The 26,802-nt window shown below is 54.4% G+C and carries 18 protein-coding genes; 14 read left to right on the top strand and 4 right to left on the bottom strand.

From position 1 onward, the window contains the following. Positions 1–56 precede the first annotated feature (56 nt). The 5 genes from SV7mr_RS24865 to SV7mr_RS24845 all read left to right on the top strand — a co-directional run bounded on the left by SV7mr_RS24865 (position 57) and on the right by SV7mr_RS24845 (position 9,155). Positions 57–305: a DUF6868 family protein gene (locus SV7mr_RS24865; protein ID WP_145277779.1), complete on the top strand. Its 249-nt coding sequence runs from the start codon at positions 57–59 to the stop codon at positions 303–305. A gap of 136 nt (positions 306–441) precedes the next feature. After that, a complete protein-coding gene (locus SV7mr_RS24860) occupies positions 442–1,941 on the top strand; it encodes an efflux RND transporter periplasmic adaptor subunit (protein WP_145277777.1) in 1,500 nt (499 codons plus the stop codon). 71 nt (positions 1,942–2,012) lie between these two features. Further along, the gene (locus SV7mr_RS24855; protein ID WP_145277775.1) at positions 2,013–5,138 is read left to right on the top strand and encodes an efflux RND transporter permease subunit; all 3,126 of its coding nucleotides are present in this window, start codon (positions 2,013–2,015) and stop codon (positions 5,136–5,138) included. Between the two features lie 521 nt (positions 5,139–5,659). Continuing rightward, positions 5,660–6,475 carry an alpha/beta fold hydrolase gene (locus SV7mr_RS24850; RefSeq protein WP_145277773.1) on the top strand — a complete coding sequence of 272 codons (816 nt, stop codon included), beginning with the start codon at positions 5,660–5,662 and terminating at the stop codon, positions 6,473–6,475. A 421-nt stretch (positions 6,476–6,896) separates the two neighbouring features. Further along, a complete protein-coding gene (locus tag SV7mr_RS24845) occupies positions 6,897–9,155 on the top strand; it encodes an efflux RND transporter permease subunit (protein WP_145277771.1) in 2,259 nt (752 codons plus the stop codon). 113 nt (positions 9,156–9,268) lie between these two features. Here the strand turns inward: SV7mr_RS24845 and SV7mr_RS24840 are convergent, their stop codons facing one another. Continuing rightward, entirely contained in the window at positions 9,269–10,528 is a 1,260-nt protein-coding gene (locus SV7mr_RS24840; RefSeq protein WP_145277769.1) for a serine hydrolase domain-containing protein, read from the bottom strand. Further along, positions 10,521–10,688 carry a hypothetical protein gene (locus SV7mr_RS25870; RefSeq protein WP_419187900.1) on the bottom strand — a complete coding sequence of 56 codons (168 nt, stop codon included), beginning with the start codon at positions 10,686–10,688 and terminating at the stop codon, positions 10,521–10,523. Before SV7mr_RS25870 ends, SV7mr_RS24840 begins: the two co-directional genes overlap by 8 nt. 308 nt (positions 10,689–10,996) lie before the next feature. Here SV7mr_RS25870 and SV7mr_RS24835 point away from each other — a divergent pair, with 308 nt between their 5' ends. After that, entirely contained in the window at positions 10,997–11,899 is a 903-nt protein-coding gene (locus SV7mr_RS24835) for a DUF1571 domain-containing protein (RefSeq protein WP_145277768.1), read from the top strand. A gap of 69 nt (positions 11,900–11,968) precedes the next feature. Here the strand turns inward: SV7mr_RS24835 and SV7mr_RS24830 are convergent, their stop codons facing one another. Then, on the bottom strand, positions 11,969–13,168 hold the full coding sequence (locus SV7mr_RS24830) for a 3-keto-disaccharide hydrolase (protein WP_145277766.1): 1,200 nt from the start codon (positions 13,166–13,168) through the stop codon (positions 11,969–11,971). A gap of 422 nt (positions 13,169–13,590) precedes the next feature. On the opposite strand from SV7mr_RS24830, the gene SV7mr_RS24825 reads away from it, so the two are divergent. Then, positions 13,591–15,183, top strand: coding sequence for a sulfatase family protein (locus SV7mr_RS24825; protein ID WP_473163664.1), 1,593 nt, complete (start codon positions 13,591–13,593; stop codon positions 15,181–15,183). A 72-nt stretch (positions 15,184–15,255) separates the two neighbouring features. Here the strand turns inward: SV7mr_RS24825 and SV7mr_RS24820 are convergent, their stop codons facing one another. Next, on the bottom strand, positions 15,256–16,692 hold the full coding sequence (locus tag SV7mr_RS24820) for a methyl-accepting chemotaxis protein (protein ID WP_145277762.1): 1,437 nt from the start codon (positions 16,690–16,692) through the stop codon (positions 15,256–15,258). 263 nt (positions 16,693–16,955) lie between these two features. Here SV7mr_RS24820 and SV7mr_RS24815 point away from each other — a divergent pair, with 263 nt between their 5' ends. The 7 genes from SV7mr_RS24815 (at position 16,956) to tsaE (ending at position 26,798) form a co-directional block, all read left to right on the top strand. Beyond that, complete coding sequence (locus SV7mr_RS24815) at positions 16,956–18,254, top strand: Gfo/Idh/MocA family protein (protein WP_145277760.1); 1,299 nt, start codon at positions 16,956–16,958, stop codon at positions 18,252–18,254. A 61-nt stretch (positions 18,255–18,315) separates the two neighbouring features. After that, complete coding sequence (locus tag SV7mr_RS24810; RefSeq protein ID WP_145277758.1) at positions 18,316–18,882, top strand: DJ-1/PfpI family protein; 567 nt, start codon at positions 18,316–18,318, stop codon at positions 18,880–18,882. Positions 18,883–18,975: 93 nt separating this feature from the next. Then, positions 18,976–20,781, top strand: a complete 1,806-nt coding sequence (locus tag SV7mr_RS24805) for a sulfatase-like hydrolase/transferase (RefSeq protein ID WP_145277756.1) — start codon at positions 18,976–18,978, stop codon at positions 20,779–20,781. Positions 20,782–20,829: 48 nt separating this feature from the next. Further along, a complete protein-coding gene (locus SV7mr_RS24800) occupies positions 20,830–22,374 on the top strand; it encodes a sulfatase (protein ID WP_145277754.1) in 1,545 nt (514 codons plus the stop codon). 263 nt (positions 22,375–22,637) lie between these two features. Continuing rightward, on the top strand, positions 22,638–24,122 hold the full coding sequence (gene guaB, locus SV7mr_RS24795) for an IMP dehydrogenase (protein WP_145277752.1): 1,485 nt from the start codon (positions 22,638–22,640) through the stop codon (positions 24,120–24,122). Next, positions 24,055–25,977 (top strand): hypothetical protein, encoded by a 1,923-nt coding sequence (locus tag SV7mr_RS24790; RefSeq protein WP_419187899.1) that lies wholly within the window; start codon positions 24,055–24,057, stop codon positions 25,975–25,977. The genes guaB and SV7mr_RS24790 overlap by 68 nt, the downstream gene beginning before the upstream one ends. 305 nt (positions 25,978–26,282) lie before the next feature. Next, entirely contained in the window at positions 26,283–26,798 is a 516-nt protein-coding gene (gene tsaE / locus SV7mr_RS24785) for a tRNA (adenosine(37)-N6)-threonylcarbamoyltransferase complex ATPase subunit type 1 TsaE (RefSeq protein WP_145277748.1), read from the top strand. Positions 26,799–26,802 lie beyond the last annotated feature (4 nt).

Raw genomic sequence — 26,802 nt, 5'->3', positions numbered from 1 at the left:
GAACACGACCGATCGCTATCGTTCAGCATAGAATCAGTCATCAAAAGGAGAACGCAATGGAAACGCTGCAAACCATGACAACGGCGCTGGGCTGGTGCTGCATGATCAATATCGCCTTTCTGTTGTACGCGACGGTGATGTTGATCAACTTTCGGCTCTGGGTGCAGAAGATTCATCGCCGCTGGTTCAACCTTGATGAAACGGACTTGGATCGAGAATACTTTCGTTACCTAGCGATGTTCAAGCTTCTGACCCTGGTGTTCAATATCGCACCCTACATCGCATTACGGCTCGCTTTACCTTAACCTCTTCGGAAGCGGTTGTTCGCCAGGCAAGCTGTTTGCCTGGAAGAATGATCGCTTGGTCGCAACCTTCGCCGGCATCCGTTCAGTCTGGCAACCTAATCGACTCGCAATTTAGCCTCTCGGAAATAGAGAAAGAATGGACATCCATCAGAGATCGCGATTCACTCGCAATCGGCAATCAACGAAGACCGAAGCAGCTCAGCAGTCGTTTTGGCGATCCAAGACGAGTCTGGTTAGCCTATTGTGTGGCCTACTGCTGGTTGCTGCTGGTTGCGACAAGCGAGAGGACAATGCCTATGTTGCCCCGCCGCCGCCGAAGGTCAAAGTTGGTCTTCCTGTCACCCAAGACGTCACATTATTCATCGAGGAAACCGGTAGTACCGAACCGACGGAAGACGCAGAGGTCAGGGCTCGCGTGCAGGGCTTTGTGCAGCAGATCCTCTTTCAGCCCGGCCAGCAAATCTCGATGGATGGTGGCGAGGACGGAAAAGGTGACATTCTGTACAACATCGAGCCCGACTTTTATCTCGCCACCGAAGCAGCGGCCGAGGCCACCCTGGCTGCCGCGCGAGCTTCATTGGAAGTCGCCCGAGCTGCACTCGATACGGCCAAAGCAGATCAGACCAACGCGGATCGAACGTTTGGTCGAGAAAAGCGATTGCTGGAATCGGGAGCGGGATCACAGTCTGTTTATGACGAAGCCGTCGCAGCTTTGGAGTCAGCCAACGCAAAGGTTGGCGCCGAGAAAGCAGGCATCGAACAGGCGAGCGCGCAAATTCAACAAGCCGAAGCGGATCTTGAACGAGCCAAGCTTGATGTTCGCTACACCAAAGTTCGTGCACCGATCAGTGGCGTTGTAACCAAAACAACGGTCAAGCTTGGCAACCTCGTCAAGGAAGGTGATTCGCTGGCCACCGTGGTCAACTCCAGCAAGATGTTCGTAAATTTCAGCATTAGCGACAGCATGTTGTTACGCCTGATGCGGGCACGGTCACCCGGTGAAGTCAAAAAGATGACCCCGGAGATGTTGGCAAACATCCCGGTTTATATTCGTCGAGACAAAGAGGAGAATTGGATCATGGGTCGGCTGGAATACGCCGCACCGACCGGCGTCGAGATCGACACCGGTACGTTGCCACTGCGAGCGCTGTTCGATAACGAAGGCGCCGACCTGGTTAGCGGTATGTTCGTGCTGATTCGAGTTCCCTTGACTCGTCAGCGCGATGTGATTCTGATTCCCGAACGGGCGATCTTGAGAAGCCAGCTGGGCACGGCAGTGCTGGCCCTAAACAAAGAAGACGTGGTGCAGCGGAAACAGGTTGAAATCAGCCATCTGATTGACGGCTGGGCAATCGTCAGCGAAGGGTTGAGCAAAGACGAACGGATTGTCACCGATGGTCTGCAAAAGGCTCGCCCCGGTCAGCCAGTGACCCCCGAAACAATTGTGCTGTCGACAGACTCCGCGCCCATGCTGAATGTCGATTTAAGAGTGCGATATGACGAGGACCAGAAGGAAAACGGTGACGCGGACAAGGGCCAGCAAGCTGATGCAGTGATCAGCCCCCCAACACCATCGACCCCTGACCGAACCGACGAGCAATCCGATGCTAAACCCGCAGAGGCAGAGAAGTCATAGAGATTCGTTGATTGTCGTTTCTTTCACTGCCATTTCTATAAATCTCCATCCTTTCGCGGTCCAGTCAGACAATGTCTGTATTTTTCATTAAACGACCCATTTTTGCGACCGTGATCTCCATTGTGATCATCGTTGCAGGACTCGTCTCTTTCGGCGCTTTGCCCGTCGAAAAGTTCCCACCCATCACTCCGCCAACGGTACAGGTCTCAGCGATCTATCCCGGTGCTGCTGCCTCGACGGTTGCGGAAACCGTGGCGACACCCATCGAGCAAGCCGTTAACGGCGTCGAAGGCATGCTGTACATGTCGTCGACCAGCGGCAATGACGGGTCATACACATTAACGATCACGTTTGACTTGGCGATGGACATTGATATCGCCACGGTGATGGTGCAGAACCTGGTTGCAAAGGCAGAACCAAGGCTGCCGCAGGAAGTTCGCGCCCAAGGCGTGACAACGGCCAAGCGATCGACGCAGACCTTGCAGTTCATCACGCTCAATTCGCCCGATGGTCAGTTCAATAGCCTGTTCTTAAGCAACTATGGTTTGGAGCTGAAGGACGAAATAGCGCGTTTGGCCGGTGTTGGTGACGTAACTGTTTTTGGTGCCGGTGACTACAGCATGCGGATTTGGCTCGATCCGCGCAAGTTGGACCAACGCGGAGTGACCACCGACGATGTGGTCAATGCAATCGCAGTCCAGAACATCCAGCTGGCCGGGGGAACCTTGGGCGGTGAACCGGCTCCCAAAGGAACCGCTTTCGAACTGACCATTAACGCTCAAGGCCGTTTCCGCGAGGCATCGCAGTTCGAAGACATCATCATTCGCAGTGATGGTCCCGGCCAAGAACTGACCCTTGGCGATATCGCCAGGATTGAACTTGGGGCACAGGTTTACACCAACAACAGTACCTATAAAGGCGGTGAAGCGGCGGTCATCGCGATTTATCAGCTGCCGGGTGCCAACGCGTTGGAGACCGCCGATTTGGTCTCCAACAAGCTCAGTGAGCTCCAAGCTCAAGCAACTTGGCCAAAGGGCGTCGAGTACCGCGTCCAGTATGACGCCACCAAGTTCGTCACCGCATCGATCAACGAAGTCTATGTCACTCTGATTACCGCCATTGTTCTGGTCGTCGCGGTGATTTATTTGTTCTTGCAAGATTGGCGTGCGGCATTGATTCCCGTGATTGCCATTCCTGTCTCGCTGATCGGTACCCTTGCCATCATGCAGGGCATTGGGTTCTCGCTGAACATGCTGTCATTGTTTGGAATTGTTCTCGCGATTGGCATCGTGGTCGATGACGCGATCGTTGTGGTGGAGAACTGTTCGCGGCACTTGGCAGACGGACTTGCGCCCAAAGAAGCGGCGATCAAGGCGATGGGTGAAATTACCGGACCGGTCATTGCGACCACGTTGGTCTTGTTGGCGGTTTTTGTCCCTTGTGCCTTTATGGGCGGCATCACCGGGGAACTGTTTCGGCAGTTTGCATTGACCATTTCTGGGTCGGTACTCATCAGTACCATCAACGCTTTGACACTCAGTCCCGCACTGTGCGGTGTCTTGCTGCGTCCACCGAAGGAAGTCACGTTCGGACCATTTGTTTGGTTCAACACGCTGCTGGACAAGTTCACCAACCTTTACGGATCGATAGTCGCCCGATTGGTACGCCTGTTGACCGTAGTCGTTGTCGTGACTGTGGGTCTGATGACCGTGACCGCTTGGATGTACTCCGGTCTGCCCACAGGTTTTGTGCCTGACGAGGATCAGGGGGTTGTCTTTGTAAACGTTCAGTTGCCCAATGCAGCGAGCTCACAGCGGACACGAGAAGTCTTTGCCAAGCTAGATCCGATCTTTGAAGAGATTCCAGATATCGATAGTTGGTTGTCCGTTGCTGGCTATTCATTGCTGGGTGGTAACAACGGTTCCAATGTGGGTTTCTCCGTGTTGGTCCTTAAGCCCTGGGAAGAGCGCAAAGATCCCAGTCAGAGTGTTGCTGCGATCCGGCAACGTTTGGAACAAGCGTTTGCCGACGTTCCGGATGCAATTTTGTTCTCGTTCACTCCGCCTCCAATCGATGGTTTGGGCAACGCGGGTGGTTTCCAAATGGAACTTCAAGAACGTGGGACTGGCAGCTTAGAAGAATTGCAGTTTGCGGCCGAAGACTTGGTTGCGTCGGCTTCAGATCAATCGCGGTTGTCGACCGTTACAAGCGCATTCCGAGCCAACGTGCCTCAGTTGTACGTTGACGTGGATCGAACGAAGGCATTGGCGTTGGGCGTGCCGCTATCGGCAATCTTTTCGACGCTGCAAGCTTCGATGGGATCCGCTTATGTTAACGACTTTACTTATAACAACCGCTCGTATCAGGTTCGGATACAAGCTGAAGCAGAGTTCCGAACTTCAAGAGAAGACATCCTTTCGCTCTATGTTCGTGATCAACAGGGAGAGATGGTTCCGCTGGGAGCAATGGTTTCCGTGCGTGAAGACTTCGGGCCGGACGTTGTCCGCCGTTACAATATGTATCGAAGTGCCTCGATCAACGGCTCCGCGGCGCCCGGTGTTAGCTCAGGTGATGCGTTGTCGCTGATGGAGCAACTTGCAGCCAGCCGATTACCTGACACCTATTCCTTTGAATGGACAGGGATGTCTTATCAGGAAAAACTCGCCAGCGGTGGTCAACTGCTGATCTTTGGTTTGGCGTTTCTGTTTGTGTTCCTGGTGCTCTCTGCTCAATACGAAAGTTGGACCAGTCCCGCGGCGGTGATGTCTGTTGTGCCGCTGGCAACGTTTGGCGTGGTTGTCGCGGTGATCATCGGTGGTGGCGATAACAACACTTACACGCAGATTGGGATCGTGCTCTTGATTGCCTTGGCAAGTAAGAATGCTATTCTGATTGTTGAATTCGCCAGCAGCTTGGCTGAACAGGGTTTGAGCAAACAGGAAGCGGCTGAGAAGGCGGGACGGTTGCGTTTCCGAGCGATCATGATGACGGCCCTGTCCTCGATTCTCGGTTTCTTGCCGCTGCTGGTCGCCTCCGGTGCTGGTGCGGCAAGCCGAGTTGCAGTGGGGATGGCCGTTGTTGGAGGGATGTCTGCAGCGACGGTCTTCGCGCTGTTGCTGGTTCCCTCCTACTTCGTGATTTTCCGTTCGCTGTCGGAACTGGGACAGCGATTGGGAGGCAAAAAGTCCGATCGCTAAGCCAGATCAGCCTTCCTTTGAACCCAATTTCAAGGTTGGCAGCCTGGCCAATAGAAGGGCGTTTTGCGGACGCCTGACACGCTGTTGAGCGCAAACGCAGGTTTCAAGCGGTTTTTCGAGGCTGATTTGTTGCGTTGTCAGGGCTTCTGGGTATAACCGTGTGTCAGCGACGAGTTCGCTGGCTTCTGATGGATCGCGGAGCTGAACCAGAATTGTCGCGAAAGCATTGCGTAAGGCAATCTTCCACATCTGGAAACCCGGTGCAAATCACCCTTTGGGGGTCACTCTGGTTCCGTGCGAGTGAGAGGTGTGAAACACCCTTGCAGACGTGAAATGGGGGTGGATGATTGCTAAATCGGATCAGTGGCGCTGACTGTACGACGCGTCGCGCTGCCGTTTGGCCGGAATTTGGCCGGAATTTGCTTGTCTGATTCGACGTGCACCTTAACACCGTATAGACTTAGCAACAGCTGATATTTATCGTCCCTCACGTCAGCTAGTTTTCAGAGAGCCTCATTGCCGTGCTACTATCAAGTTTCACTCGACGTCAATCCAAGTCTAGACCTCAGTTCGATCCCAATCGGATTGTGGACATGGGTTCTGGCGAGAACTGCGTCTTATTCCTCCATGGTTTGTTTGGCACGCCCGAGCACTGGCGTTGCGTCATGGAACGTCTGTCCGACGATTACCGTGTGGTTGCACCGCAGTTGCCAATCGATCCCATGCCGGGTCGTCGAGAAAGCGGGATCAACGAGATCCGTGATCTAAGCGAATATGTTGCCGAGCTCATCGAGCATCTCGGTTTGGGCCCCCTTGTTCTTTGCGGCAATTCTCTTGGCGGTTTGATCTCTATCGATCTGTGTGCGCAGCATCCTAGTCTCGCCAAAGGTTTGATTTTGGCTGGTAGCGCGGGTCTGTTCGAACGCAGCCCCATCGGTGGTTCTCGGCCTCGTCCGTCGCGTAAATTCATTCGCGATACCGTCAGCGGAATCGTTCACCGCCAGGAACTTGTCACCGACGAACTCGTTGACGATTGGTACACCTCAGTGATGGACCGTGACTACGTTCGCTTCATCTTGCGAATGTCACGAGCGACTCGAGATCGTACCGTTGAAAAAGAGCTGGAACATCTCGACTTGCCCACCATGATCGTCTGGGGAAGCGAAGACCAAATCACTCCAGTCTCCACCGCTTACGATTTCCGTGAACGGATTCGTGGCTCTCGCTTAGAGTTCATCGACGAATGTGGACATGCTCCCAACTGGGAATGCCCCGAACAGTTTGCTGAGCTGACCGCTGGCTTTCTGCCAGAGTGTTTTGCTGATTCAAAAAAGTAGCCTCGCCATCGCCTGGTTGAATGTCTTTCAGCGTGGAATCAACACGCTGCTCTGTTGGTCAATCGCATTGCCTGCATTTGGCCTCAACTATCATCGGCCGTCGTGTTAGTTTGCTAGGTCAGGTTCTGCCTTTGAAGGCTTAGCGACGAAGGTAACTTGATTGGTCGTTCCATCGGGTTGTTCTGTTTCGTCAGTGCAGCAAATGTGCTGGGCAGTAATGTGATGGGCAGTAATGTTTTCAGCGTGATTCTCAGTGGATGCCTTGGCCAGATCATGGGCATCAAGACAGCGACTGGAATTCTCCGTCTAGACGCAGTTCCTGAGTTGTGAAAGCCAGCATCGTGGGCAATCAAAGATTCATTGTGCTTTTGGATAAGGTAGTCATTTTGCGACATCGTTTTTTCGTAGGGCCCCTGATGTCATGAATCCAGCCGATTCAGAACATCGTGGTGTCACACGCCGCTCTCAAATCATCATTCTGATCGCGTTATTGCTTGCGCCGGTCTTCTTGTATGGTGCGCGTGGAGCCGTGAAGACGACCTCCAATGATCCCCGGCAATGGCTGCCCAAAAACTTTGCCGCGACGGATACCTATGATTGGTTCCAGGAGCAGTTTGGTACTGACGAAATCGCTGTGATTAGCTGGCCGAACTGTACGATCAAAGATCCCAAAACGCGACAACTGGGACAGTTGGCTGTGGAAAGTGGGTACTTCGATCGGTCACGCACCGGCGTTGACGTCATGCGTCAACTGATCACGAAATCAGATGTTTCGGTCAATGGTGCCATCAACCGACTCGAAAGGGTGTTGATTGGTCCCGATCGGCGCACCACCTGTGTCGTCTTGACGACGTCAGCGAAAGGGATGGCCGACCGCAGTGCCGCGGTCGCCGAACTGACGCGAATCGCTGAACAGGAGTTTCAGCTCGATCCCGCTGAATTAAAGCTTGCCGGTCCCACGGTGGACGCTGCCATGATCGACTCAGAAAGTCGTCGCTTGCTGTTTCAGCTAGCGGGACTCTCGGCACTGTTGACGTTGCTGGTTGCCGGCTTGCGACTACGCAGCTTGCGACTTGCGCTGTCTGTGTTGTTTGCTGCCGGCTACTGCACCATCGTTGGCCTGTCGGTGTTGTACTTCAGCGGCGGCCGAATGAATTTGTTGATGACGATGTTGCCGCCGTTGATCTATATCCTGTCGATTTCGTCGGCGGTGCACTTAGTCAACTACTTTCGTGATGCTCAAGCGGAACCCCGTTCCCCGTTACCAGCTTCGATGCGAGCCGTCAAAATGGGATTGTTTCCCTGTGTGATCGCGGCGCTGACCACTGCGATTGGATTGGCTTCTTTGGTGCAAAGCAAGATCGATCCCATCCAAGAGTTTGGTTTGTACTCGGCACTGGGCGTCGCGTGCGGTGTGGTTGTGTTGTTCTTGCTCTTGCCAGCCTTGATGCAAGTGTTTCCACCCAAGCCTATTGTTAGCCAGTCGAGTGTTAGCAAGGATCAAAGTGACAGCTCTCAGTGGCTCTCACGTCGCATCGTTGATGCCATCATCCGTCATCATTGGTTGTGCTCGGTGGCTTGTTTGGGGCTGATGTTCACCTGTGCGGCACAGTTGCCCTCGATCACGTCCACCGTCAAGCTGCAGGATCGCTTCCTGCCTTCAAGTGATGCGATTGCCGACTATCGCTGGTTGGAAAAGAACATTGGCCCGATGGTGCCGCTGGAAATCGTCTTAAAGATCGATAATCAAGTGATTCCAGATCGGGTCGATCAAATCGGTGTTGTCACGGCTGTCCAAGCCAAGATTGAATCGCTTGATGATTCGCTGGCGATCTTTTCTGCTGCCAATCTGGCTCCTGAGTTACCCAAAAGCCACAGCATCGCAGACATTGCCAAGCGGACCTTTATTAACGGCCATCGGATCGCAGCGCAATTCCGAGAGGCCAAGATGATGGTCGATGATGGCGATCACACCCTGTGGCGCGTGTCAGTGCGCGCCGAAGCGATTGGCGATTTGGATTATGGGGTGTTTTCCAATCAAATCCAGAAAGCCCTGGATCCACTGCTGGCCGATGTTGGCGCCGAAGGAATCTACACCGGAGTGATTCCCTTGATCTACAAAGCGCAACGAGAGCTGTTGAATGATTTGTATCGCAGTTTCTTGGTAGCCTTTGCTGTCATCGCACTCGTGTTGCTGTTCGTCTTGCGAAGTGTGACCGCAACCGCGATGACCATGATTCCGAACCTGTTCCCTGCAATTCTGGTCTTTGGCGGAATCGCCTGGATGGGTATCCCCGCACAGATCGGGTCCGTGATGACCGCCAGTGCCGCGCTTGGCATCGCCGTGGATGACACGGTGCACGTGCTCACGTGGTTCCGGCGAGGGATCGCTCGCGGATTGACTCGCTATGATGCGATTCGAGAAGCGTTTGCGCATTGCGCTGGTGCGATGGTTCACACCTCTTTGATTTGCGCCTGTGGGTTGATGGTCTTCGCCCTCAGTACCTTTGTCCCAATTTTGCACTTCGCTTGGTTGATGTTCTTTCTGTTGATGGCAGCACTGCTTGGTGACTTGGTCCTGTTACCGGCGATCCTCGCTGGACCGCTGGGGGTCTTTTTCGTTCAACGCAAAAAGAAGTCGCCCGAAGTCGCTGATGGCAACGAACCCGAGCCAGTCTAAAGCCTCCGGCCAGGCGGCCGAGATTGCTTAACTGCTCGCAACAGGCGGCCCAAGAATTCCGCCGCCTCACCAAGATCATTGATTGACAGGATCGAACACGATCGATCGCTTCCCTAGGCTGCCACAATCTGTGATGTGGACCCCTCAAGGGCATCAATGCACTTTTTGCAAGCCTGCCGGACGGCGCGCTCGCGGGGATCATCAAAGATGCGAAAGCTCATCTTGCCCGTTAGATAGGCAAAGCTAAATTGTCGTGTTGGATCCGCCATCCCAAAGGAACCGCCGGCGCCAGGGCAACCAAAGGCTTGGTGATCGCTGCCAAAGGGAAAGCCGTTGCTCGGCCGTGAGAAGCCAAATCCGTAATGAGTGGCAATCTTGAGAACCTGATCATGGTTGCCACCCACGGGGCGCTCAGGGTCCGCCAGTAACTCTCGTCGCGTCGCTGCATGAATCTTCAGTGGTGAGCGTGGATCGATCAGGGCCGCATAGACCTTGGCCACTGCCCTTGCCTGCCCTATCCCATTCGCAGAAGGGATCTCGACGCGACGCATTTCTGCGTTGCCCAGCGTGGCTGGGTTGCTGACACTCAGAAAGTTGATACTTTTGGCCACCGGTGACCATGGGAGGATTCCAGACATCACCATCTTCCACGGCAGCTGGTCAAGATTGCCAAGCACCTTGAAGCGGTTGAAGCCACGTACATTGGTCAGACGTTCGGGTGCGATGTCGTCAGGTAGTCCAATATAGAACTCAATACCCAATGGTTGGGCGATCTCGTCTTGGAAGAACTGCCCTAGACTGCGTCCCTGTGGATCGACGCGCCGGATCAGTTCGTTCTGGTACCAGCCCAACGTCAGCGTGTGGTATCCATGCTGCTTGCCCGGTTGCCAAACCGGTTTCTGCTTCGCAAGAATCGTTGCCAATTGATCATGGTCGGCCAGAATCTCCGCGTTCAAACGCTGGTTAATTCCGACCAATCCAGCTTGGTGTGTTAGTAACTGGCGAACGGTGATCGCTTCTTTGCCGCCGTGAGCAAACTCTGGCCAGTAGTCGCAAACCGGCGCGTCAAGCTCGAAAAGGCCTTCGTTGTATGCCACCACGGTCGCCGCCGCAGCCATGCCCTTGGTGACGGAAAACGACAGCGAGAGTGTGTCTTGGTTCCACGCCATCTGGTTGTCCTGGCAGCGATGCCCGCCCCATACATCAACAACCTTCTGCCCCTGATAATAAACGGTGCATGCCGCGCCACGTTCACCGCGCTCAGTGAAGTTGTCTTTCATCGCCTGGGCGACAGCTTCAAATCCATCGGCAACCGTCCCTTCGATGAGAGATGGTTTGGGAAAAGGAAGGATGACGGCGGTGCTGTCAGACATATTTGGTTTCCTTACCGGTGGTGGTTGCTGGCCCACTTGCCATTAACTCTGGTGTCGCCGTGCATCCGATGGCAGGCCCGCTAGAGATCAATTCAGTTGATCCAAAGCCTCGAATCCGCTGTTCGCCAGCTGCTTGATTCAACGTGAACAGATGATTCATGATTCATAGGCCAGCGAAACTAGAGAACTTATGAGTCCGCGGCAACGTCAATCTTGATTTGCTAGCAAATCGAATCCTTAAAAAGATCTCTAGAAATCTGCGAGGGATTTCGCTACAGGTCGATACAAGTAGGGACAGGATGGGTCAGATGTGCTGATTTGTCACGCGTGAGTTTGAAAGCGGACGCCCACCGCCATGCATTCGATTCCGGAAGCAACGCTTTGATTGAAGTAGGACATTCCCGGAGTCAGCAGCATGGTTCACCCTATCGATTCTCTTTTCTTTTCTCCTTATCTGGTGTGACGACCATGCGACGACAACTACTTCACCACACGACATCAGGTCTGCGTCAAGCCTTTGGCATGCTTGCCATGACGGTTTCCATGTTTGCCACGATGGACTGTCAAGCCGAGGACACGCTGGTGACAGCGGCAGCGCCAGAGGCGTTGATCGCGGCCAACAACGTGTCTTTAGGCAGACCACTGACGGCAGAGCACCCGATTGACTCGGCCTTGCAGATCGCGGTCAATAGTTTGAATCATGTGCGTTCGAACGTGAACGATTACACCGCAGTGTTTGTTAAACGCTGCCGAGTGGACGGTGAGCTGCCTCCATTGCAGTTTGCCAAACTGAAAATCAAGAATCGTCGTACCGAGGGCCAAGACATTGTTCAGCCATTAAGCGTGTACTTGGACTTCATCCAGCCCAAGGCGGTGAAAGGACGTGAAGTGATTTGGGTCGAGAACAAGAACGACGGCAAGTTGTTGGTGCACCAGGGTGGCTTGGCCAGCTTTTTGACTGTCAAAGTTGATCCCGATGGTCCATTAGCCATGCGTGGACAACGCTACTCGGTTCGCCAGATTGGCATCGAAAACTTATTGCGACAAATCATTCAAACCGGCCTGAACGATCGCAAGTATGGTGATTGCCAAGTCGCCATTCGCAAGAACGTCAAGTTCGGCGATTCGATGTGCACGGTGATCGAGATCGAGCATGCAGAGAAAGCAGACCACTTCCGCTTTCATCGTGCTCAGGTTTTCTTTGATGATCAGTTGCAGATGCCAGTGCGATACAAAGCCTGGACTTGGCCGACGTCAGCCGATGGTGAGCCAGTGCTTGACGAAGAGTACAACTACATGCGTTTGCAAGTGAACGTCGGCTTGGAAGAAGAAGACTTCGACCAAAGCAATCCAAGCTATCGCTTCCACTAAGCGGAATGGCAATCACCTCGCCTTTATAGGGTGCCGTGCTTGCACGCACCAACCTGCTCGTCCGCGGACCTAACTCTTGTCCGCTTCCGGTTTAGCTGCTTCATCTTTCGCAGCTGGCTCAGGTTTCGGCTCAGCCTTTTCCTGTTCTTTCGGCTGATCCCATTCGTGCATCGCGGCAGCAGCACGTTGTTTGCCGGTGGCGAAGACGGGGAATTTGTGATGGAGCACTCCACGATCAATCACCCAGATGTTGCGAAAGCGAACCGGGTCACCGTGATCCTGCAACAGGGTTGGTAGCAGGTTTGGTTCTTCTTGTTTCCCGGCACCGGTTTTGTTTTTCAAGGCGACGTTATCTTGCACTTTTACTCCATTGATCCAGCTGGTGATGTGCATGTCACGAATCTTGGTGCCGTCGGACTTCCAGCGTGGAGCTGTGAAGTGAATGTCGTAGGTTTGCCAACGCAGCGGTGGAAAGGCCATGTTGATGTCGGCTTTCTTGGTTCGATACAGGGCACCGAGTCCATCGATTTTGGTTTCAGTGCCAAAGGAGTCCAGAACTTGGCACTCGTAGCGGCTTTGCAGATACAGACCACTGTTACCACGTTGCTGCCCTTCGGCTTGTGGCATGTAGGGAATTCGGAATTCCAAGTGCAGGCAGAAGTCTTGGAACATGGGGCTGATTGTTGAGCCTTCTTGCAGCAAACCTGTTTCGGTCATTTTGCCATTGATCAGGTTGTCCAGCGAAGTGCCGTCAAAGACCACAGCGGCACCTTCAGGTGGCTGAGCGCCCAAAGTCGGGCTGACGCGCAGCATCCGCTTGAGACGACCAACGCGATTCCCTTTGGCATCCAAGAGTGAACAACCATTGGGATCCACAAAGATCGCCCAGGGAGCACCGGAGAGAACCAGTGATTCACCGGATCGCAATCCGATCAGCGACATCGCTTCGCTTTGGTGGCTGGCTTCGCCGGGTAAGCCACCATGAAATGCTCGGGCTTCAAATCGGTCACCAGCGACGGCTCGGATTTGCAGTGCAAAGCGTTGGTTCTCTTTCTTGCCTTCTGCGTCACGGACTTCAATGCTGCCAGCGAACTCGCCCATCAGTGCGTAGTTTGGATCATTTTCCGGCGGGCTCACGTAAGCCGGTCCTTTGCCTGATTTGTTGCTGTATTGAGCAAACGCAAGGTTACCGAAGATCGCAGGCGCGATCGTGAATGCGGCCAAGGCCATGCAGTAGCGCCGGAGCGAGGCGAAGCGATGAACAGACATTTCGTTGAGCGAATCCAGGTGAGGTGAATGAGGTGGGAAGTCAACTGTTGCGGCCGGACGCCGCCCAGAAGTCAGGGCAAGAGACACAATCCATTTCTATTTTAAGTCTTGCCGACAAGTTTAGTTGCCACCCGGCAGACGTGGCTGTGATTGATCCCGAAATCCACGGCAGTCCGCTAAAATCCGAAAAAATGGCCTCAGCCTCCAGTCTGGGTCGCTTGAGAGCCATCGTTTGCCAGAGAAAACGGCCGTGATTTGTGCTTCGTCGCGGCAACGATTAGGCTTTTAACAGCCGGATTGGCGTTCAGTGACTCGGTCAGTCGCGGCGCCACTAGGTCTCTCCTTTTCCCCACAGCCCCACGACATCACCCACAATGACTCGTTTTCCATTCGCGTCTCGACTGACTTTACTAGCATTTTCGGTGGCACTTGCCTCCCTTTGCTTGCCGAAATCGATGCTCCGATCGGCGGCAGCTGATCAGGGTCAGCAACCCAATATCGTCTTCATCTTTACCGATGATCATTGCACGCAAGCCTTGAGTGCTTACGATCCGACTCGGATCACCACGCCCAATATGGATCGCATCGCCCGCGAGGGAATGCGATTCGACCGCTGTTATGTCACCAATGGCATTTGTGGTCCAAGTCGAGCGGTGATTCAAACCGGAAAGTACAGCCACTTGAATGGCTTCATTCGCAATGGCAATCGCTTCAACGGAGATCAGCAGACTTTTCCCAAGTTGCTTCAGAAAGCAGGCTACCAGACGGCGGTCATTGGAAAGTGGCACCTTGCCACCACACCTCAGGGATACGATTACTTTGATGTCTTAAAGGGACAGGGTCCGTACTACAATCCACCGATGATCACGGCGGGTGCGGATGGCAAGCCTGTCACTCGACCTCACACCGGGTACACCACCCGGATCATCACCGAGAAAACACTTGATTGGTTGAAGAACGATCGTGATCCAAAGCGTCCGTTCATGGTGATGTACCAGCACAAAGCGCCTCACCGTAACTGGCGTCCCGAGCCCAAGTACCTGAACTGGCTTGATGACGTGAATATCCCCGAGCCGGAAACCTTGTGGGACGATTATCAGGGACGCACACAAGCTGCCGCGGCCCAGCAAATGACCGTCCGCGATCACTTGAACGCCAATGACCTCAAGCTGACGGGCTATGGCAACATGAATGCCGAGCAAAAGAAGGTCTGGGATGCCGCTTACGGCCCCAAGAATGAAGCTTACCTCGCCGCCAAGGATTCAATGACCGAAGAGGAAGTCATCAAATGGAAGTACCAGCGCTACGTGAAAGATTATTTGCGATGCGTGAAAAGCGTTGACGATGGGATTGGTGAAGTCCTGGATTATTTGGATGAAAGTGGGTTGGCCGAAAATACCATCGTGATCTATTCCTCAGATCAAGGTTGGTACTTGGGTGAACATGGCTGGTACGACAAGCGATGGATGTACGAAGAGTCGTTGCGAACGCCATTGCTGGTTCGCTGGCCTGGCGTTGTTGCCCCAGGTTCGATCAACAAAGACATCGTTTCTAATCTGGACTTTGCCGAGACATTCTTGGACCTCGCCAGCGTCGAAGTGCCGGCCGATATGCAGGGGCGATCTTTGGTTTCCTTGTTTAAAGGCAAAACACCCGCTGATTGGCGCAGCGTGTTCTATTACCACTACTACGAAAACCCAGGGGCTCATAACGTCGCGCGTCACTATGGCGTGACAGATGGCAAGCACAAGCTCATTCGCTACTATGCCTTGCAAGGAAAGAAGCTCGACGACTGGGAACTGTTCGACCTGGATAAAGATCCCAACGAACTGCAAAGCGTCTATGGCAGCTCGGACTACAAGCAGGTGCAGGCCAAGTTGGCCAAACAATTGGTTGACGCCCAGAAGCAGTTTGGCGTGCCCGAGGATACGGACATCGCTCCCAAACCTCGCAACCGCAAGCGACCAGCTGCTAAACCCGCTGCTAAACCCGCTGCTAAATCCGCAGCCAAGTAAAGACTGATCTCAATGTCTGGCCAGTCTCTGGTCAGCGCCCTGCAAGCGGCCTGAGTGCCGCTGATGATTCTGCTAAGCCGCGATGCTCTCGCGGCTTTGCTTTTTCATGCCTACCATCTCAAGCAGTCTAGAGGCGGTGGTCAGAATCATGTTCGCCTTTTGACGCGTTTGTTCGGAGGACTCCGAGGTGGTTTCGGCGGCGTTGGTGACGCTGGAGACACTGGCGAAGATGTCGTCTGCGCCGCAGGAGACCTCACGGATGTCCCGTGAAATGCCCTCTGTCATGCGGGTCTGTTCTTCAATCGCAGCCGCAATCGCATCCTGGCTTTCATTAATCTCGCTGATCACCTCTTGGACGACGGCGATGTCGTTGACCGCATCGTCAGTATCGCAGCGAATGCGTTCAATCTGTTCGACAATGTCTTCGGTCGCTTTCGTCGTTTGCTTCGCCAGTTCTTTCACTTCGTTGGCCACAACGGCAAATCCCTTGCCTGCTTCACCGGCCCGTGCGGCTTCAATGGTCGCATTGAGTGCCAGCAGGTTGGTTTGTTCGGCAACGCTGTTAATTGCTTTGACAACCTCAGAGATTGACGTGCTGTTATCGCTTAAGCGACGAATCGTTGCATCGGTAGTTTGAGTCTTCACGTTGGCTTCGCGGGCAATGTTGACCGCTTTAGAAACGTTCTCGGAGATCTCTCGGATACTGATTTCAAACTGGGACAATGCTTCTGTCAAGCTTGCCACGTTGCCACGAACTTGGCCAGCCGCGGTCGCCGCGGCAGCCGCTTGGCTGTTGGTTGATGAAGCGGATTCGCGAAGTTGTTCGCTGACCATGTTCAATTCAACAGCGGCCAAGTGTTCCAGGCCAAGCGCGACGCGTCCCACTCGCTTGGTAAGCGATCGACTGGCGAGGATCGCCCACAGCCCACCGATCAGTCCAATGCAGATCGCCAACCCAACCGCAATCTGTAGGCCTTTCTGAGTGTCTTGTTTAGAGAGGTCCGCCAGCGTGTTCACGACGTGGTGCGCCGCTTGATGAGTTTCGGCTACCTTGGGTCGCATTTTGGCAAGAATTGCCTGTGCAGCTTCTGGGTCAGCTTTGCTCGCCGCCAAGTAGCTGTCGCTCAGCCCAATGATCTCATCGAGTTTCTGATCAAAGTCCTGCAGTGCCTGTGTATACATTGGCCGTGATTCATGCACGATGTAACCAAAGGGATGGTCGCCGCCCTCATGAAGCGCAACAGACGAATCCAGCAACAGTTGCCGGGTTTTTTGGATGTCAGCCTTGGCCCCCGATGCGCTCAGAATCGTTTCCTTCATGTGTCGCTGGTTCAGCATCCGCTGGCGGCCGGCCAGATTGATTGCCGCGGCAGTGCGCTGCTGAGTCGATGATAACCAGTACATCACGCCAACAAGGGTCAGGCAACCGAGCAGAAAGAGCACCGGGACCGTCGCCAGTCGATGACTGTCAGTGACGTTGGTAAACCACTCGCGTTTAAACGGATTCATAGATGCGTCTTCAGGTTAGATTCCAGCGGACTTCGACGCACAATTTTAGGTTCTAAGTTGCGACAAGTTCTGGCCGCTCGCAGACATGAGGGGAAGTACTCAGTGTTGCGGTGTGAGAGGCTGGTAAACACTCCGTTTGGATCAAGCTGACTTGGTTCTATCATGCGGTCCTGGGGCCTGTTATGATGGGGGCTTCGTTGACAACTCGCTTTTTTATCTAGCGGCTTCCCTTCGATTCCCCCTGCCCTCCCCAAAATCCTGCCATGCTTCATCGCCGCCAATTCTTGGCTTCCACCGCCGCCGTTGCGCCGTTATCGCTCTGCCATCATCCACTCTGGGCGGCCCAAACGCAGTCCGCCAAGCCTCGCGCCAAAGTCGAGCGATTGGGGGTTGGTTCGATCGGCATGCGTTATCAGGGTTCCGTGATCACAGAAAAAGCGAGGCAATACGGGGACATTGTTGCCATCGCCGATGTCGATCGACATGTGCGCGAACAGGCTCGCGCCAGTTTTGGCAGCACGCCAAAGATTTTCGAGGACTACCAAGATCTACTGCAACGCCCCGATGTGGACGTCATTCTGATTGGTAGCCCAGACCACTGGCACGCCAAAATGTTGATCGACGCCATTCGTGCTGGCAAAGATGTTTATGTCGAGAAACCACTGACATTGACCGTTGACGAAGGCAAGCTTATTCGCAAAATTGCCGCTCAACATGATCGAGTGGTACAGGTTGGGACTTGGCAGCGTAACGACCAGCGGTTCCGATTAGCCGTTGAATTGGTCCGCGCTGGACGGATTGGCAAGCTGAAACGAGTCACCTGTGCAACCGATAAAAATCCTACGGGCGGACCCTTTGTTTCAACGCCTGTCCCCGAACACCTGAATTGGGATCTTTGGCAGGGTCAGGCGGTCGACCAGCCCTATCTCGCACAGCGCTGTCATTACACCTTTCGTTGGTGGTGGGACTATGCGGGCGGCAAAATGACCGATTGGGGAGCCCATCACATTGATATCGCTCAATGGGCCATCGATAGTTTGCCAGTTCACATTGCCGGAAAGGGGAAACTGCCCAACGTCAAAGACGGCTATTCTGTGGCCACCGATTTTGCAGCCGATATCGCCTATGAAAACGGAGTTCAGTTGCTGGTTCGTGATACTGGCCGGCGAGGGATTCTGTTCGAAGGCGACAAGGGGCGCTTCTTTGTCAACCGTGGCGTGATTGATGGAACGCCTGTCAAGCAGTTGCAACAAAACCCGTTACCAAGAGAACAGTTTTCCGCCTATGGCTTTGATAACCTGGACCGTCCAGGCCGCGCTGGCAAGCTTGATGCAATCATCAATCACATGGGCAATTTCTTTGACTGCATTCATACTCGAAAGACACCGATCTCTGACATCGAAAGCCAGCATCGCAGTGCTACGACCTGTCATCTGGCAAACATTTCGATCCGTCTAGGACGGGAGCTCAAATGGGATCCCAAAACGGAGACGGTGATTGATGATCGCGAAGCCAACGAAATGCTAAGCCGTGATCAGCGCGCAGGCTTTGAAGTGGTTTGATGCCTGGTCGACTAAGTCTGCTAACTCTGTTTCTTGATTTCTTCTTTACGCTGAAAGTGATATGGCTGAACGTCCCAAAGTCTTGATTGTTGTTGGGGATGCAACTGAAACCCTGGATACGATGTATCCCTATTATCGTTTGATTGAAGCTGGTTTTCAGCCAGTCGTTGCAGCGCCCGAAAAACGCAAGTATCAAATGGTCATGCATGAAGTCAAACCAGGCTGGACCATCACCAAAGAGTGGGAAGGTTACACCATCGATGCGGACGTCAGTTTCGCCGAAATTGACCCTGATCATTACATTGGCATCATGTACTCGGGCGGTCGAGCTCCGGAGTATATCCGCTATGACGAGGACCTTGTCCGTGTGACAAAGGCATTCTTTGCCGCGGGTAAACCGATCGCCAGTGTCTGTCACGGAGTCGAGATTCCAGCCTACGCCGACTGCGTCAAAGGTCGCCGTATGGCCACCGTCGAGAAATGCCGGTTCGACCTAGAAGTTTGTGGCGGCATCTTCGTCAATGAGCCCTGTGTGATTGATGGCAATCTGGTCAGTGGCCGAACGTTTCATGACAACGGCCACTATGTCGGTCCTTGGATTGAACTGCTTGAGCAATCGATTGCCTAAGCCCGTCCCCTGGCCGGCTTCAGCTTCGTACTTCCGTCGGCGCGGCTGATCGAACGGGTCTCGGTTGATTGACTTCCTTGTTGGGTTTGTATCATGAGTAGGGTTTCTTGTGCGACGTCTCTGTGTGCATGGGTGGCGCTGGTCCTGCTAGCGAGCCCAGTGTTTGCCCAGTCCATTGCCCAGCGCCCCAATGTGATTTTGATCATGACCGATGATCAAGGGTATTGGGACACAGGAGCAACGGGGAATCCGCACATCAAGACTCCCCACATGGATGCGATTGCCAAGCAAGGTGCGACGCTCAGTCGGTATTACGCTGCGCCGGTTTGTGCACCAACTCGTGCTGGCACCATGACCGGCCGCTATTATTTGCGGACTGGACTGTACAACACTCGGTTCGGTGGAGATACCTTGGGCAAGGATGAAGTCACCGTCGCCGAATTGCTGCGGCGTGCCGGGTATCGAACGAGTTTGTTTGGCAAGTGGCACTTGGGCAAGTACCCCGGCTATCAACCCCAGCAGCGTGGCTTTGATCAGTTCATGGGACATTACCATGGGCACATTGAAAGGTATCAGTTCGCTGATCAGTTGTATCATAATGGTCAACCGGTGCGGTCACGCGGCTATGTGAGCGATCTGTTTACCGATGCAGCGATCGACTTCATTCGGCAGTCAGACACGGCCTCGGATCAGCCGTTCTTTTGTGCGCTGATGTACAACGCCCCTCATTCGCCCTTTCTATTGGACACATCACACTACGATCAGCCTCAAGGCGATGCGTTCATTAAGCGCTACCTGGATGCGGGACTGCCGATTCGCGAGGCTAGAATCTATGCGATGATCGAACGCATCGATCAAAACATTGGCCGCCTAAAACAAACACTCAAGGAGTTAGGTCAATGGCAAAACACAGTGCTGATTTTTACCAGCGACAATGGCGGCGTTAGCACTTATTACAACGGAGGCATGCATGGCCGCAAAGCGAGTGTTTACGAAGGCGGAGTCCGGGCGCCTTGTTTTGTTCAATGGCCAGGCAGGATTCCTGCTGGAATGATCATCAATGCCCAAACGTCACATATTGATTGGTTGCCAACCTTCTGTGAACTTGCCGGCGCGAAGTTGCCCGAAGATCGCCAACTTGATGGCAGGTCGTTAGCGAGTCTGCTGTGTAACGATTCTGATGCACCGCACCATCGCTATGTGTACCACACTTGGGATCGATACACGCCCAATCCTCATCAACGCTGGGCGATTAGCGGCGATCGTTGGAAGTTAATGTGTCAGGTGGCAGCAACGGTGACGGATTCATCTCAGCAGCGCAAGCAGTGGCGGCTTTATGACTTGCAAGCGGATCCCGATGAGACCAAAAACTTAATTGGCCAGCATCCTGAAATCGCTAACCAATTGCGCAAGGAGTTTTTGGCCTGGTTCGAAGATGTCACCGAGGGGCAAACGTATCAGCCTGTCGCGATTCCAGTGGGGCATCCGGATGAGGCCGTCGTTGAACTGTCGCCAAGCTGGGCCAAACTGAAAGGTGATCATGTTCAGTACGTTTTCGAGGGCTACGACTGGGACACCATCGAAGGTTGGCGAAACGCAGGCGAATCTGCAACTTGGCAATTGGACGTGCAGGCTGCGGGCGATTACCTTGTCAAGGCGTCCTATGGTTCGGCAGCGGTCGATTCCGGGGGCTGTTTGCAGCTGAAATTTCTGTCAGAGTCAAAGCCCCAGCAAATTGAACACACCGTTCAAGCCACCGCGACCGCGAATCAGTTTAAGACGGTTGTGGTAGGAACGGTTCGTTTGCCCAAGGGCAAGCAATCGATGACCGCTTGTGTTGCAGATCAATGCGATGCGGAACTGATGCGGCTGAACTCTTTGCAATTGATTCGTCAGTGAATGGGTTGTCGATAACTTTCTTTTCTCCAGACAAACGACTTGTTACTGATGATCTCACGCCTTGGATTGTTGTTTGCCCTGCTCGCTTCGTTCTTCGCAAGTCCAGGAGCGGCACAGTCGTTTCCTGAAGCCGCTCCAGACCGGCATCAACCTGGAACGCGAAAGAACGTCCTGTTTATTATTTCCGACGACCTGCATGCCAAACTCGGTTGTTATGGAGACCCACTGGTCAAGACTCCGAACATTGATCGCTTGGCAGCCAGAGGTGCGCGATTTTCAAACGCCTACTGTCAGTTCCCATTGTGTGGTCCCAGTCGCAACTCGTTGCTGACAGGCATGTATCCCAACAGCACCGGAATTGTGCGCAATGCACAGATCTTTCGACACAGCGTGCCAGAAGCCATCAGCCTGCCACAGGCTTTTCGGCTCGATGGTTACTTCGCTGCCAAAGTCGGCAAGCTGTATCACTATAACGTGCCCAAAAGCGTTGGCACCGCCGGTCACGGTGATCCCACTTCATGGGAACTGCAAAGCAATCCAGCCGGCGTCGATCGCGTTGTTGAAGAAGATGAAACCACCTCGCTGGTACCCGGGTCCTTTGGTGGAACGCTCTCTTGGTTCGCCTCGCCGCGAGCTGATGAGCTGCATACCGATGGCATGATTGCGGAAGATGCCAATTGGATTCTCAAACGTTGCGCGGAGCGAAACGATCGCCCCTTCTTTCTGGCTGTTGGTTTTTATCGTCCCCATACGCCGTACACCTCACCCCAGGAATACTTCAAACCTTATCCGTTGGGCAAAATGCCTGTGGTGCAAGGCTGGCAGGAAGACCAACAAGATGTGCCGCCGATGGCACTCACCATGAAACGGAAAATTCAAGATGACATGACCGAGCAGCAACGCAAGGAAGTGCGGCAAGCTTACTATGCCAGCATTAGCTTCATGGATGCCCAGCTGGGTAAGGTGTTGAAGAAGTTGGACGAAACCGGTTTGGCCGATTCAACCTACATCGTGTTTACTTCTGATCACGGGTACGCGATGGGTGAACATGGGATGTGGCAGAAGTTGACTCTGTTCGAAGACAGCGCTCAGGTGCCGTTGATCATCGCAGGGCCGGGAATCAATCCCGGTACCGTCGTGGGTGAACCCGTTGGCTTGATTGATGTTTTTCCAACCCTGATGGATCTGACCGATGTTCCGTCCCCGAAAACTTTGCAGGGGCAATCACTGCGCAAGTTAATGGATGATCCGACCAGCCAAGGTCGCGGTTATGCGCTGACTCAGTTGTATCGTCCCGGTAACGCCAAGAAGCTGGTCGATGGCTATTCCATTCGCACGCCCCAGTACCGCTATAACTTGTGGAACGATGGTGAGGCGGGTCATGAGCTGTATGATCATCAGGCGGATCCGGGCGAGATCACCAATCTGGCCGATCGCGGGGAGATGAAAGAAGTCGTCGCCGAACTGCGCAGTCAGTTGCGTGCCGCCGTCAAGGCCACGTATCCCGCCAACGGGCAGCGTCCGGCGGTTGAGGCAATGAATTATTCGCCTAACATGACCGAGAAAGCCAAGCAGCAGTACCCGAGCCGATAGCCGGTTGGGCACAGCCGCCACGCCGACAAGTGAGTGAAGACCGACTTGCCGGCGGAAAGAACGTCGGACAGTGACGGCCTTTGCCACCCAGGCATGCTCTGGCCAGGGTTTTCCGCGTGTCTTTGACGGCGGGCCTCGGGGAAGCGTGGGCGAATGCCCCTCGGCTGGTTGGTGGGCCCCACGTCGGCACTTCCCGGCTCTGCCCTCGTGCGTCATACTGCCTGATTCATCATCGGCTCGGCCTTTCACGAATCGGAATCAGCATGTTTGAAGACAAAATCAGCTACACAGGGGTGACCTTTGACGACGTTCTGCTGGAGCCAAGCTACAGCGAGGTCGTCCCCAGCGAAGTCGACGTCAGCAGCCGGCTGACTCAACGGATCCGGGTTCAGATTCCACTGCTGTCTTCTCCCATGGACACCGTCACCGAGGCCGAAATGGCGATCGGCCTGGCCAAAGAAGGCGGATTGGGGATCATCCACAAAAACCTGACCGTCGAAGCTCAGACCGAGGAAGTCTTGAAGGTCAAGCGGTCGGCAAACGGCATCATCGTCGACCCGGTCACCTTGCCCCCGACCGAGCAGGTGGGTCGGGCTGCGGAATTAATGGACCAAGCCAATGTGTCCGGTATTCCCATCGTCCAAGCTGATGGAACCCTGGCTGGGATCCTGACACGCCGCGATTTGCGCTTCCTAGAAGACCCAGACATCCCAGTTTCTGAGGTCATGACCCGTGAGAACCTAGTGACGGGGACGGGGAATGTAACGCTTGAGGAAGCTGAGCGAATTTTAACGGCAAAAAGAGTCGAGAAACTTCTTCTGATTGACGAAGATAGAAAACTAACGGGTCTTATTACGATTCGTGACATCGACATGATGAAGCGATTCCCTCGCGCTTGCAAAGACAGCCAGGGCAGATTGCGAGTCGGTGCAGCGATCGGAGTGGGAGACCTGGAGCGGGCGCAGAGCCTGATCAATAAGGGTGTGGATCTGTTGGTAGTGGATTCAGCACACGGCCATAGTCGCAATGTGTTGGAGACGGTCCGAGAGATCAAAGCCCAATCGGCATGGGATATCGATGTTGTCGCCGGAAACGTGGCCACGGCAGAAGGTGCCCAAGCACTGATTGATGCGGGTGCCGATGCGATCAAGATTGGCATCGGACCTGGTTCGATTTGCACCACTCGAGTGATCAGTGGTGTGGGTGTGCCTCAGGTTTCTGCGATCCTACGAGCGGCTTCGGTCGCCAACAAATACGATATACCTGTCATTGCGGACGGCGGCATTCGCTTCAGCGGTGACATTACCAAAGCAATCGTTGCTGGGGCCAGCACGGTGATGATCGGCAGCCTGTTTGCCGGCTTGAGTGAAAGTCCCGGCAAGATGATCCTGTACCAAGGGCGGACGTTTAAAACGTATCGCGGCATGGGATCGATGGGAGCGATGGTCAAAGGCAGTAGCGACCGATACCGGCAAAAAGGTGTCCAGGAAGGAAAACTGGTCCCCGAAGGCGTCGAAGGTCGTGTGCCATATAAAGGCCCGCTTAGCGATTACGTTTACCAATTGGTCGGCGGGTTGCGAGCTGGCATGGGATACCTGGGAACAAAAACGATCGAAGATTTGAAACGCGATGGAAAATTCATTCGCGTTTCCGCCGCGACGGTTAGGGAGAACCATCCGCATGACATTGCGATCACGCAAGAAGCGCCAAATTACAGCCCAGACGTTCAGTCTAGCGACGCAACCTAAAGCCTCGCCAGGAAAACGTGACGGAGCATTCGCGCGACGACTGAACCAAGTCAAACGTCGCGCCATGGCGATCCTGATTTCTTCAGCGCTCCTTGGTCCCTCGCTGGTTGGCTGGGACGCGCCCGTGCACGCTCAGCAGCCTGCACTCTCTAATGTTTCAACCACCAGCAACCCCGGTTGGAACCTGCGCTGGCGACGCAGCCCGAACGTGCAAGCACCGCCAGCAGGCGCTTCACAGCCCGCGATCGCAGCGCCGGCCCAGCCCGCGATCGCTTCATCGCGGCGGCTAGCAAGCACTGCAGTCCCCACCGCAACAGTTCCCGTCACGACGAATGCAGCAACCTCCAACACGTTGCAGTTTCGCCGGCCAGCCTTCGCCGCTCCTCAGGCAACAGGCCAAATCGCGCTGGCGTCTGATCAAAGACCGGTTCATGCCAACGCAGTGGCCCAGCAAGGCCAGTGGGTTGGCGATAGCTCCATGGTTGCAACGGCCGAGTTCGTGCAGCCAACTCACTTGGAAGCTCCAGTGAACCCGATTCGACAGGTTCAGGACCAGCAAGTTGCGACTGGGAACTACCGACTGCCAGCCAATCAAGGTGGACCAGTGGCAGCGGATCAGCAAGCCAAGTCAGCTGACCTGTTTAACAACCCCTTCGTGCGTGATCAGGGCAAGAGCCCCACGATCGCCGTGCCCGTGCGTTCGGCGCAGGCCGAGTCCGTTCTACAGGGCAGCGCACCGGCAGCAATGGTCGGCCAATTGCCGCAAGAAAACATTGCACTCCCGTCCCAGTTGCCGCCAGCCAGCGAGACGTTGCCAACGCCTCCGCAAAGCAATCAACTGCGGCAGCCAGCGAACCCGCCCTCAATCCCGAACTCATTGCAATTACCTGGTGATGCAGCACCTAGTGATGCAGCATCTGGATTCGCGGCACCACAACCACCGGCTATGCCAGCGCCAACTATTCCAGCGCCAGCCACTGACAAGCCAGCGGCCACTCCACCCGCAGGCGGTGGACTGAGAGAGCAGCTCACACCGAATCCATTCAATCAGCTTGATCCAGCCAAGCGACCGATGCCGCAAGAGGAGACAGCGCCGGAAAATGCCGCACCGCGAGTCGAGTTCGGTCAACCTCGTTTGGAAACTCAACCAAGACCTTTGACGCCCAAGCGAGATCAGTTCTCTTGCGAAGATTTTCGCAAGCGAATCGCCGAGCAGACCCTCGATAAGATCTCGCTGGATCCCAGCCCGCCATTCCGCCCTGAAGCGACCGATGAGCGCCGCTTTCGGAAAGCCGTGGAGCGGTTCAGTGCGGGTCAGCAAGTTCGCGACTGGACGGGAATCGATGGTGAAGTTCTGGGCACCGGTCGCTTCATTGATCTCAGTTACGAACAAGTCGTCATTGAAACTTCAGACGGCAATCAGCAGCGGATAGCGTTGTCCAGCTTGAACGAAGGTGATTTGGGCTATGTGACTGAGAATTGGGGTCTGCCCAAAGAGTGCTTGTTAGAGCAAGTCGCCTACAATCAACGTCAATGGACTCCAATGACGATGACTTGGAATGCGTCCAACATCTGCAGCAACACACGTTACTTCGAACAAGTGAACCTCGAGCGCTACGGTCACAGTGCCGGCCCGATTTTGCAACCGATTGCTTCTTCGGCTCACTTCTTTGGTAACGTGTTCGCCCTGCCTTATAAGATGGGGATTCACCCGCCAAACGAATGTCACTATCCATTGGGCTACTATCGTCCGGGCAACTGTGCACCATGGATTTGCCAACCGATTCCACTTAGCTGGCGTGGTGCGGCAACCGCGGGTGCTTTCTGGGGTGGTGCGATCGCATTGGTGCCGTAACGTCAATGTTTTTATCCTCGGGTGCGTGCCAGGACCACTGCTTTGAACCTGTTCTCATTCTGGTTGATGTTGCGTTTCCCCGGGGTTTCTCTGGGCAATCGCGATTTCATCGAACCGGGGCTCGGTTGGTAGGGTGCCGTGCTTGCACGCACCAATAAAATGGCAGCGCACCGTTGGGCCGCAATCACGTGGATTTTTCGCATCCGCACCACCGGAATCGAAGATCTTCAAAGCAGTGACGACAGGGACATTGGTGCGTGCAAGCACGGCACCCCACTTCGCTAATCCGAAGATCTTCAAAACTTATGAACGAACTGACGATTGATGCCGTTGATCTGCCTCGGTTGACGGGCTTGGCCGAAGCGTTGGTTCAGACCATGCCACGTCAATTGGTGATCGGGATGGTTGGCACTTTGGGTGCTGGTAAGACCACGATGACCCAACAGATCGCCGCGGCATTGGGGCTTGATCCAGCCGAAGTGACCAGTCCAACTTTCAATCTGCTTTCCAGTTATCGCGGTGCACAGCGTGGGCAGTCCATCGAATTGCATCACTTAGATGCCTATCGGCTGGCTGACGAAGATGAATTCCTGGAGCTTGGCGTCGAAGAATTATTCGAGGCTGAAAACAGCTGGGTGATCATTGAGTGGGCTGATCGCGTGGCTGCTGTGATGCCACCGGCAACTCTGTGGATTGAGCTTGATCTGCACAGCGGTGCGATGGGTGACGGATCGACAGAGCCAGACGCGCCAGCTCGTCTGGTCACGATGCGAACCGATGATTTTGATCTTGGTCAAGCGCTGGATGAACTTCAGGCTTAGCACA

Source organism: Stieleria bergensis, assembly GCA_007745635.1.
Taxonomy (GTDB): domain Bacteria; phylum Planctomycetota; class Planctomycetia; order Pirellulales; family Pirellulaceae; genus Stieleria; species Stieleria bergensis.
Note: the sequence above shows the minus strand (reverse complement) of the source record. Positions and strands in the feature narration are given on the sequence as shown.

Bases quoted from the DNA above. Each gene is read 5' to 3' on its own strand.
- SV7mr_RS24865 (WP_145277779.1), top strand. From the start codon at position 57: ATGGAAACGCTGCAAACCATGACAACGGCGCTGGGCTGGTGCTGCATG.
- SV7mr_RS24860 (WP_145277777.1), top strand. From the start codon at position 442: ATGGACATCCATCAGAGATCGCGATTCACTCGCAATCGGCAATCAACG.
- SV7mr_RS24855 (WP_145277775.1), top strand. From the start codon at position 2,013: ATGTCTGTATTTTTCATTAAACGACCCATTTTTGCGACCGTGATCTCC.
- SV7mr_RS24845 (WP_145277771.1), top strand. From the start codon at position 6,897: ATGAATCCAGCCGATTCAGAACATCGTGGTGTCACACGCCGCTCTCAA.
- SV7mr_RS24840 (WP_145277769.1), bottom strand. From the start codon at position 10,528: ATGTCTGACAGCACCGCCGTCATCCTTCCTTTTCCCAAACCATCTCTC.
- SV7mr_RS25870 (WP_419187900.1), bottom strand. From the start codon at position 10,688: ATGAATCATCTGTTCACGTTGAATCAAGCAGCTGGCGAACAGCGGATT.
- SV7mr_RS24835 (WP_145277768.1), top strand. From the start codon at position 10,997: ATGCGACGACAACTACTTCACCACACGACATCAGGTCTGCGTCAAGCC.
- SV7mr_RS24830 (WP_145277766.1), bottom strand. From the start codon at position 13,168: ATGTCTGTTCATCGCTTCGCCTCGCTCCGGCGCTACTGCATGGCCTTG.
- SV7mr_RS24820 (WP_145277762.1), bottom strand. From the start codon at position 16,692: ATGAATCCGTTTAAACGCGAGTGGTTTACCAACGTCACTGACAGTCAT.
- SV7mr_RS24815 (WP_145277760.1), top strand. From the start codon at position 16,956: ATGCTTCATCGCCGCCAATTCTTGGCTTCCACCGCCGCCGTTGCGCCG.
- SV7mr_RS24810 (WP_145277758.1), top strand. From the start codon at position 18,316: ATGGCTGAACGTCCCAAAGTCTTGATTGTTGTTGGGGATGCAACTGAA.
- SV7mr_RS24805 (WP_145277756.1), top strand. From the start codon at position 18,976: ATGAGTAGGGTTTCTTGTGCGACGTCTCTGTGTGCATGGGTGGCGCTG.
- SV7mr_RS24800 (WP_145277754.1), top strand. From the start codon at position 20,830: ATGATCTCACGCCTTGGATTGTTGTTTGCCCTGCTCGCTTCGTTCTTC.
- guaB (WP_145277752.1), top strand. From the start codon at position 22,638: ATGTTTGAAGACAAAATCAGCTACACAGGGGTGACCTTTGACGACGTT.
- SV7mr_RS24790 (WP_419187899.1), top strand. From the start codon at position 24,055: ATGACATTGCGATCACGCAAGAAGCGCCAAATTACAGCCCAGACGTTC.
- tsaE (WP_145277748.1), top strand. From the start codon at position 26,283: ATGAACGAACTGACGATTGATGCCGTTGATCTGCCTCGGTTGACGGGC.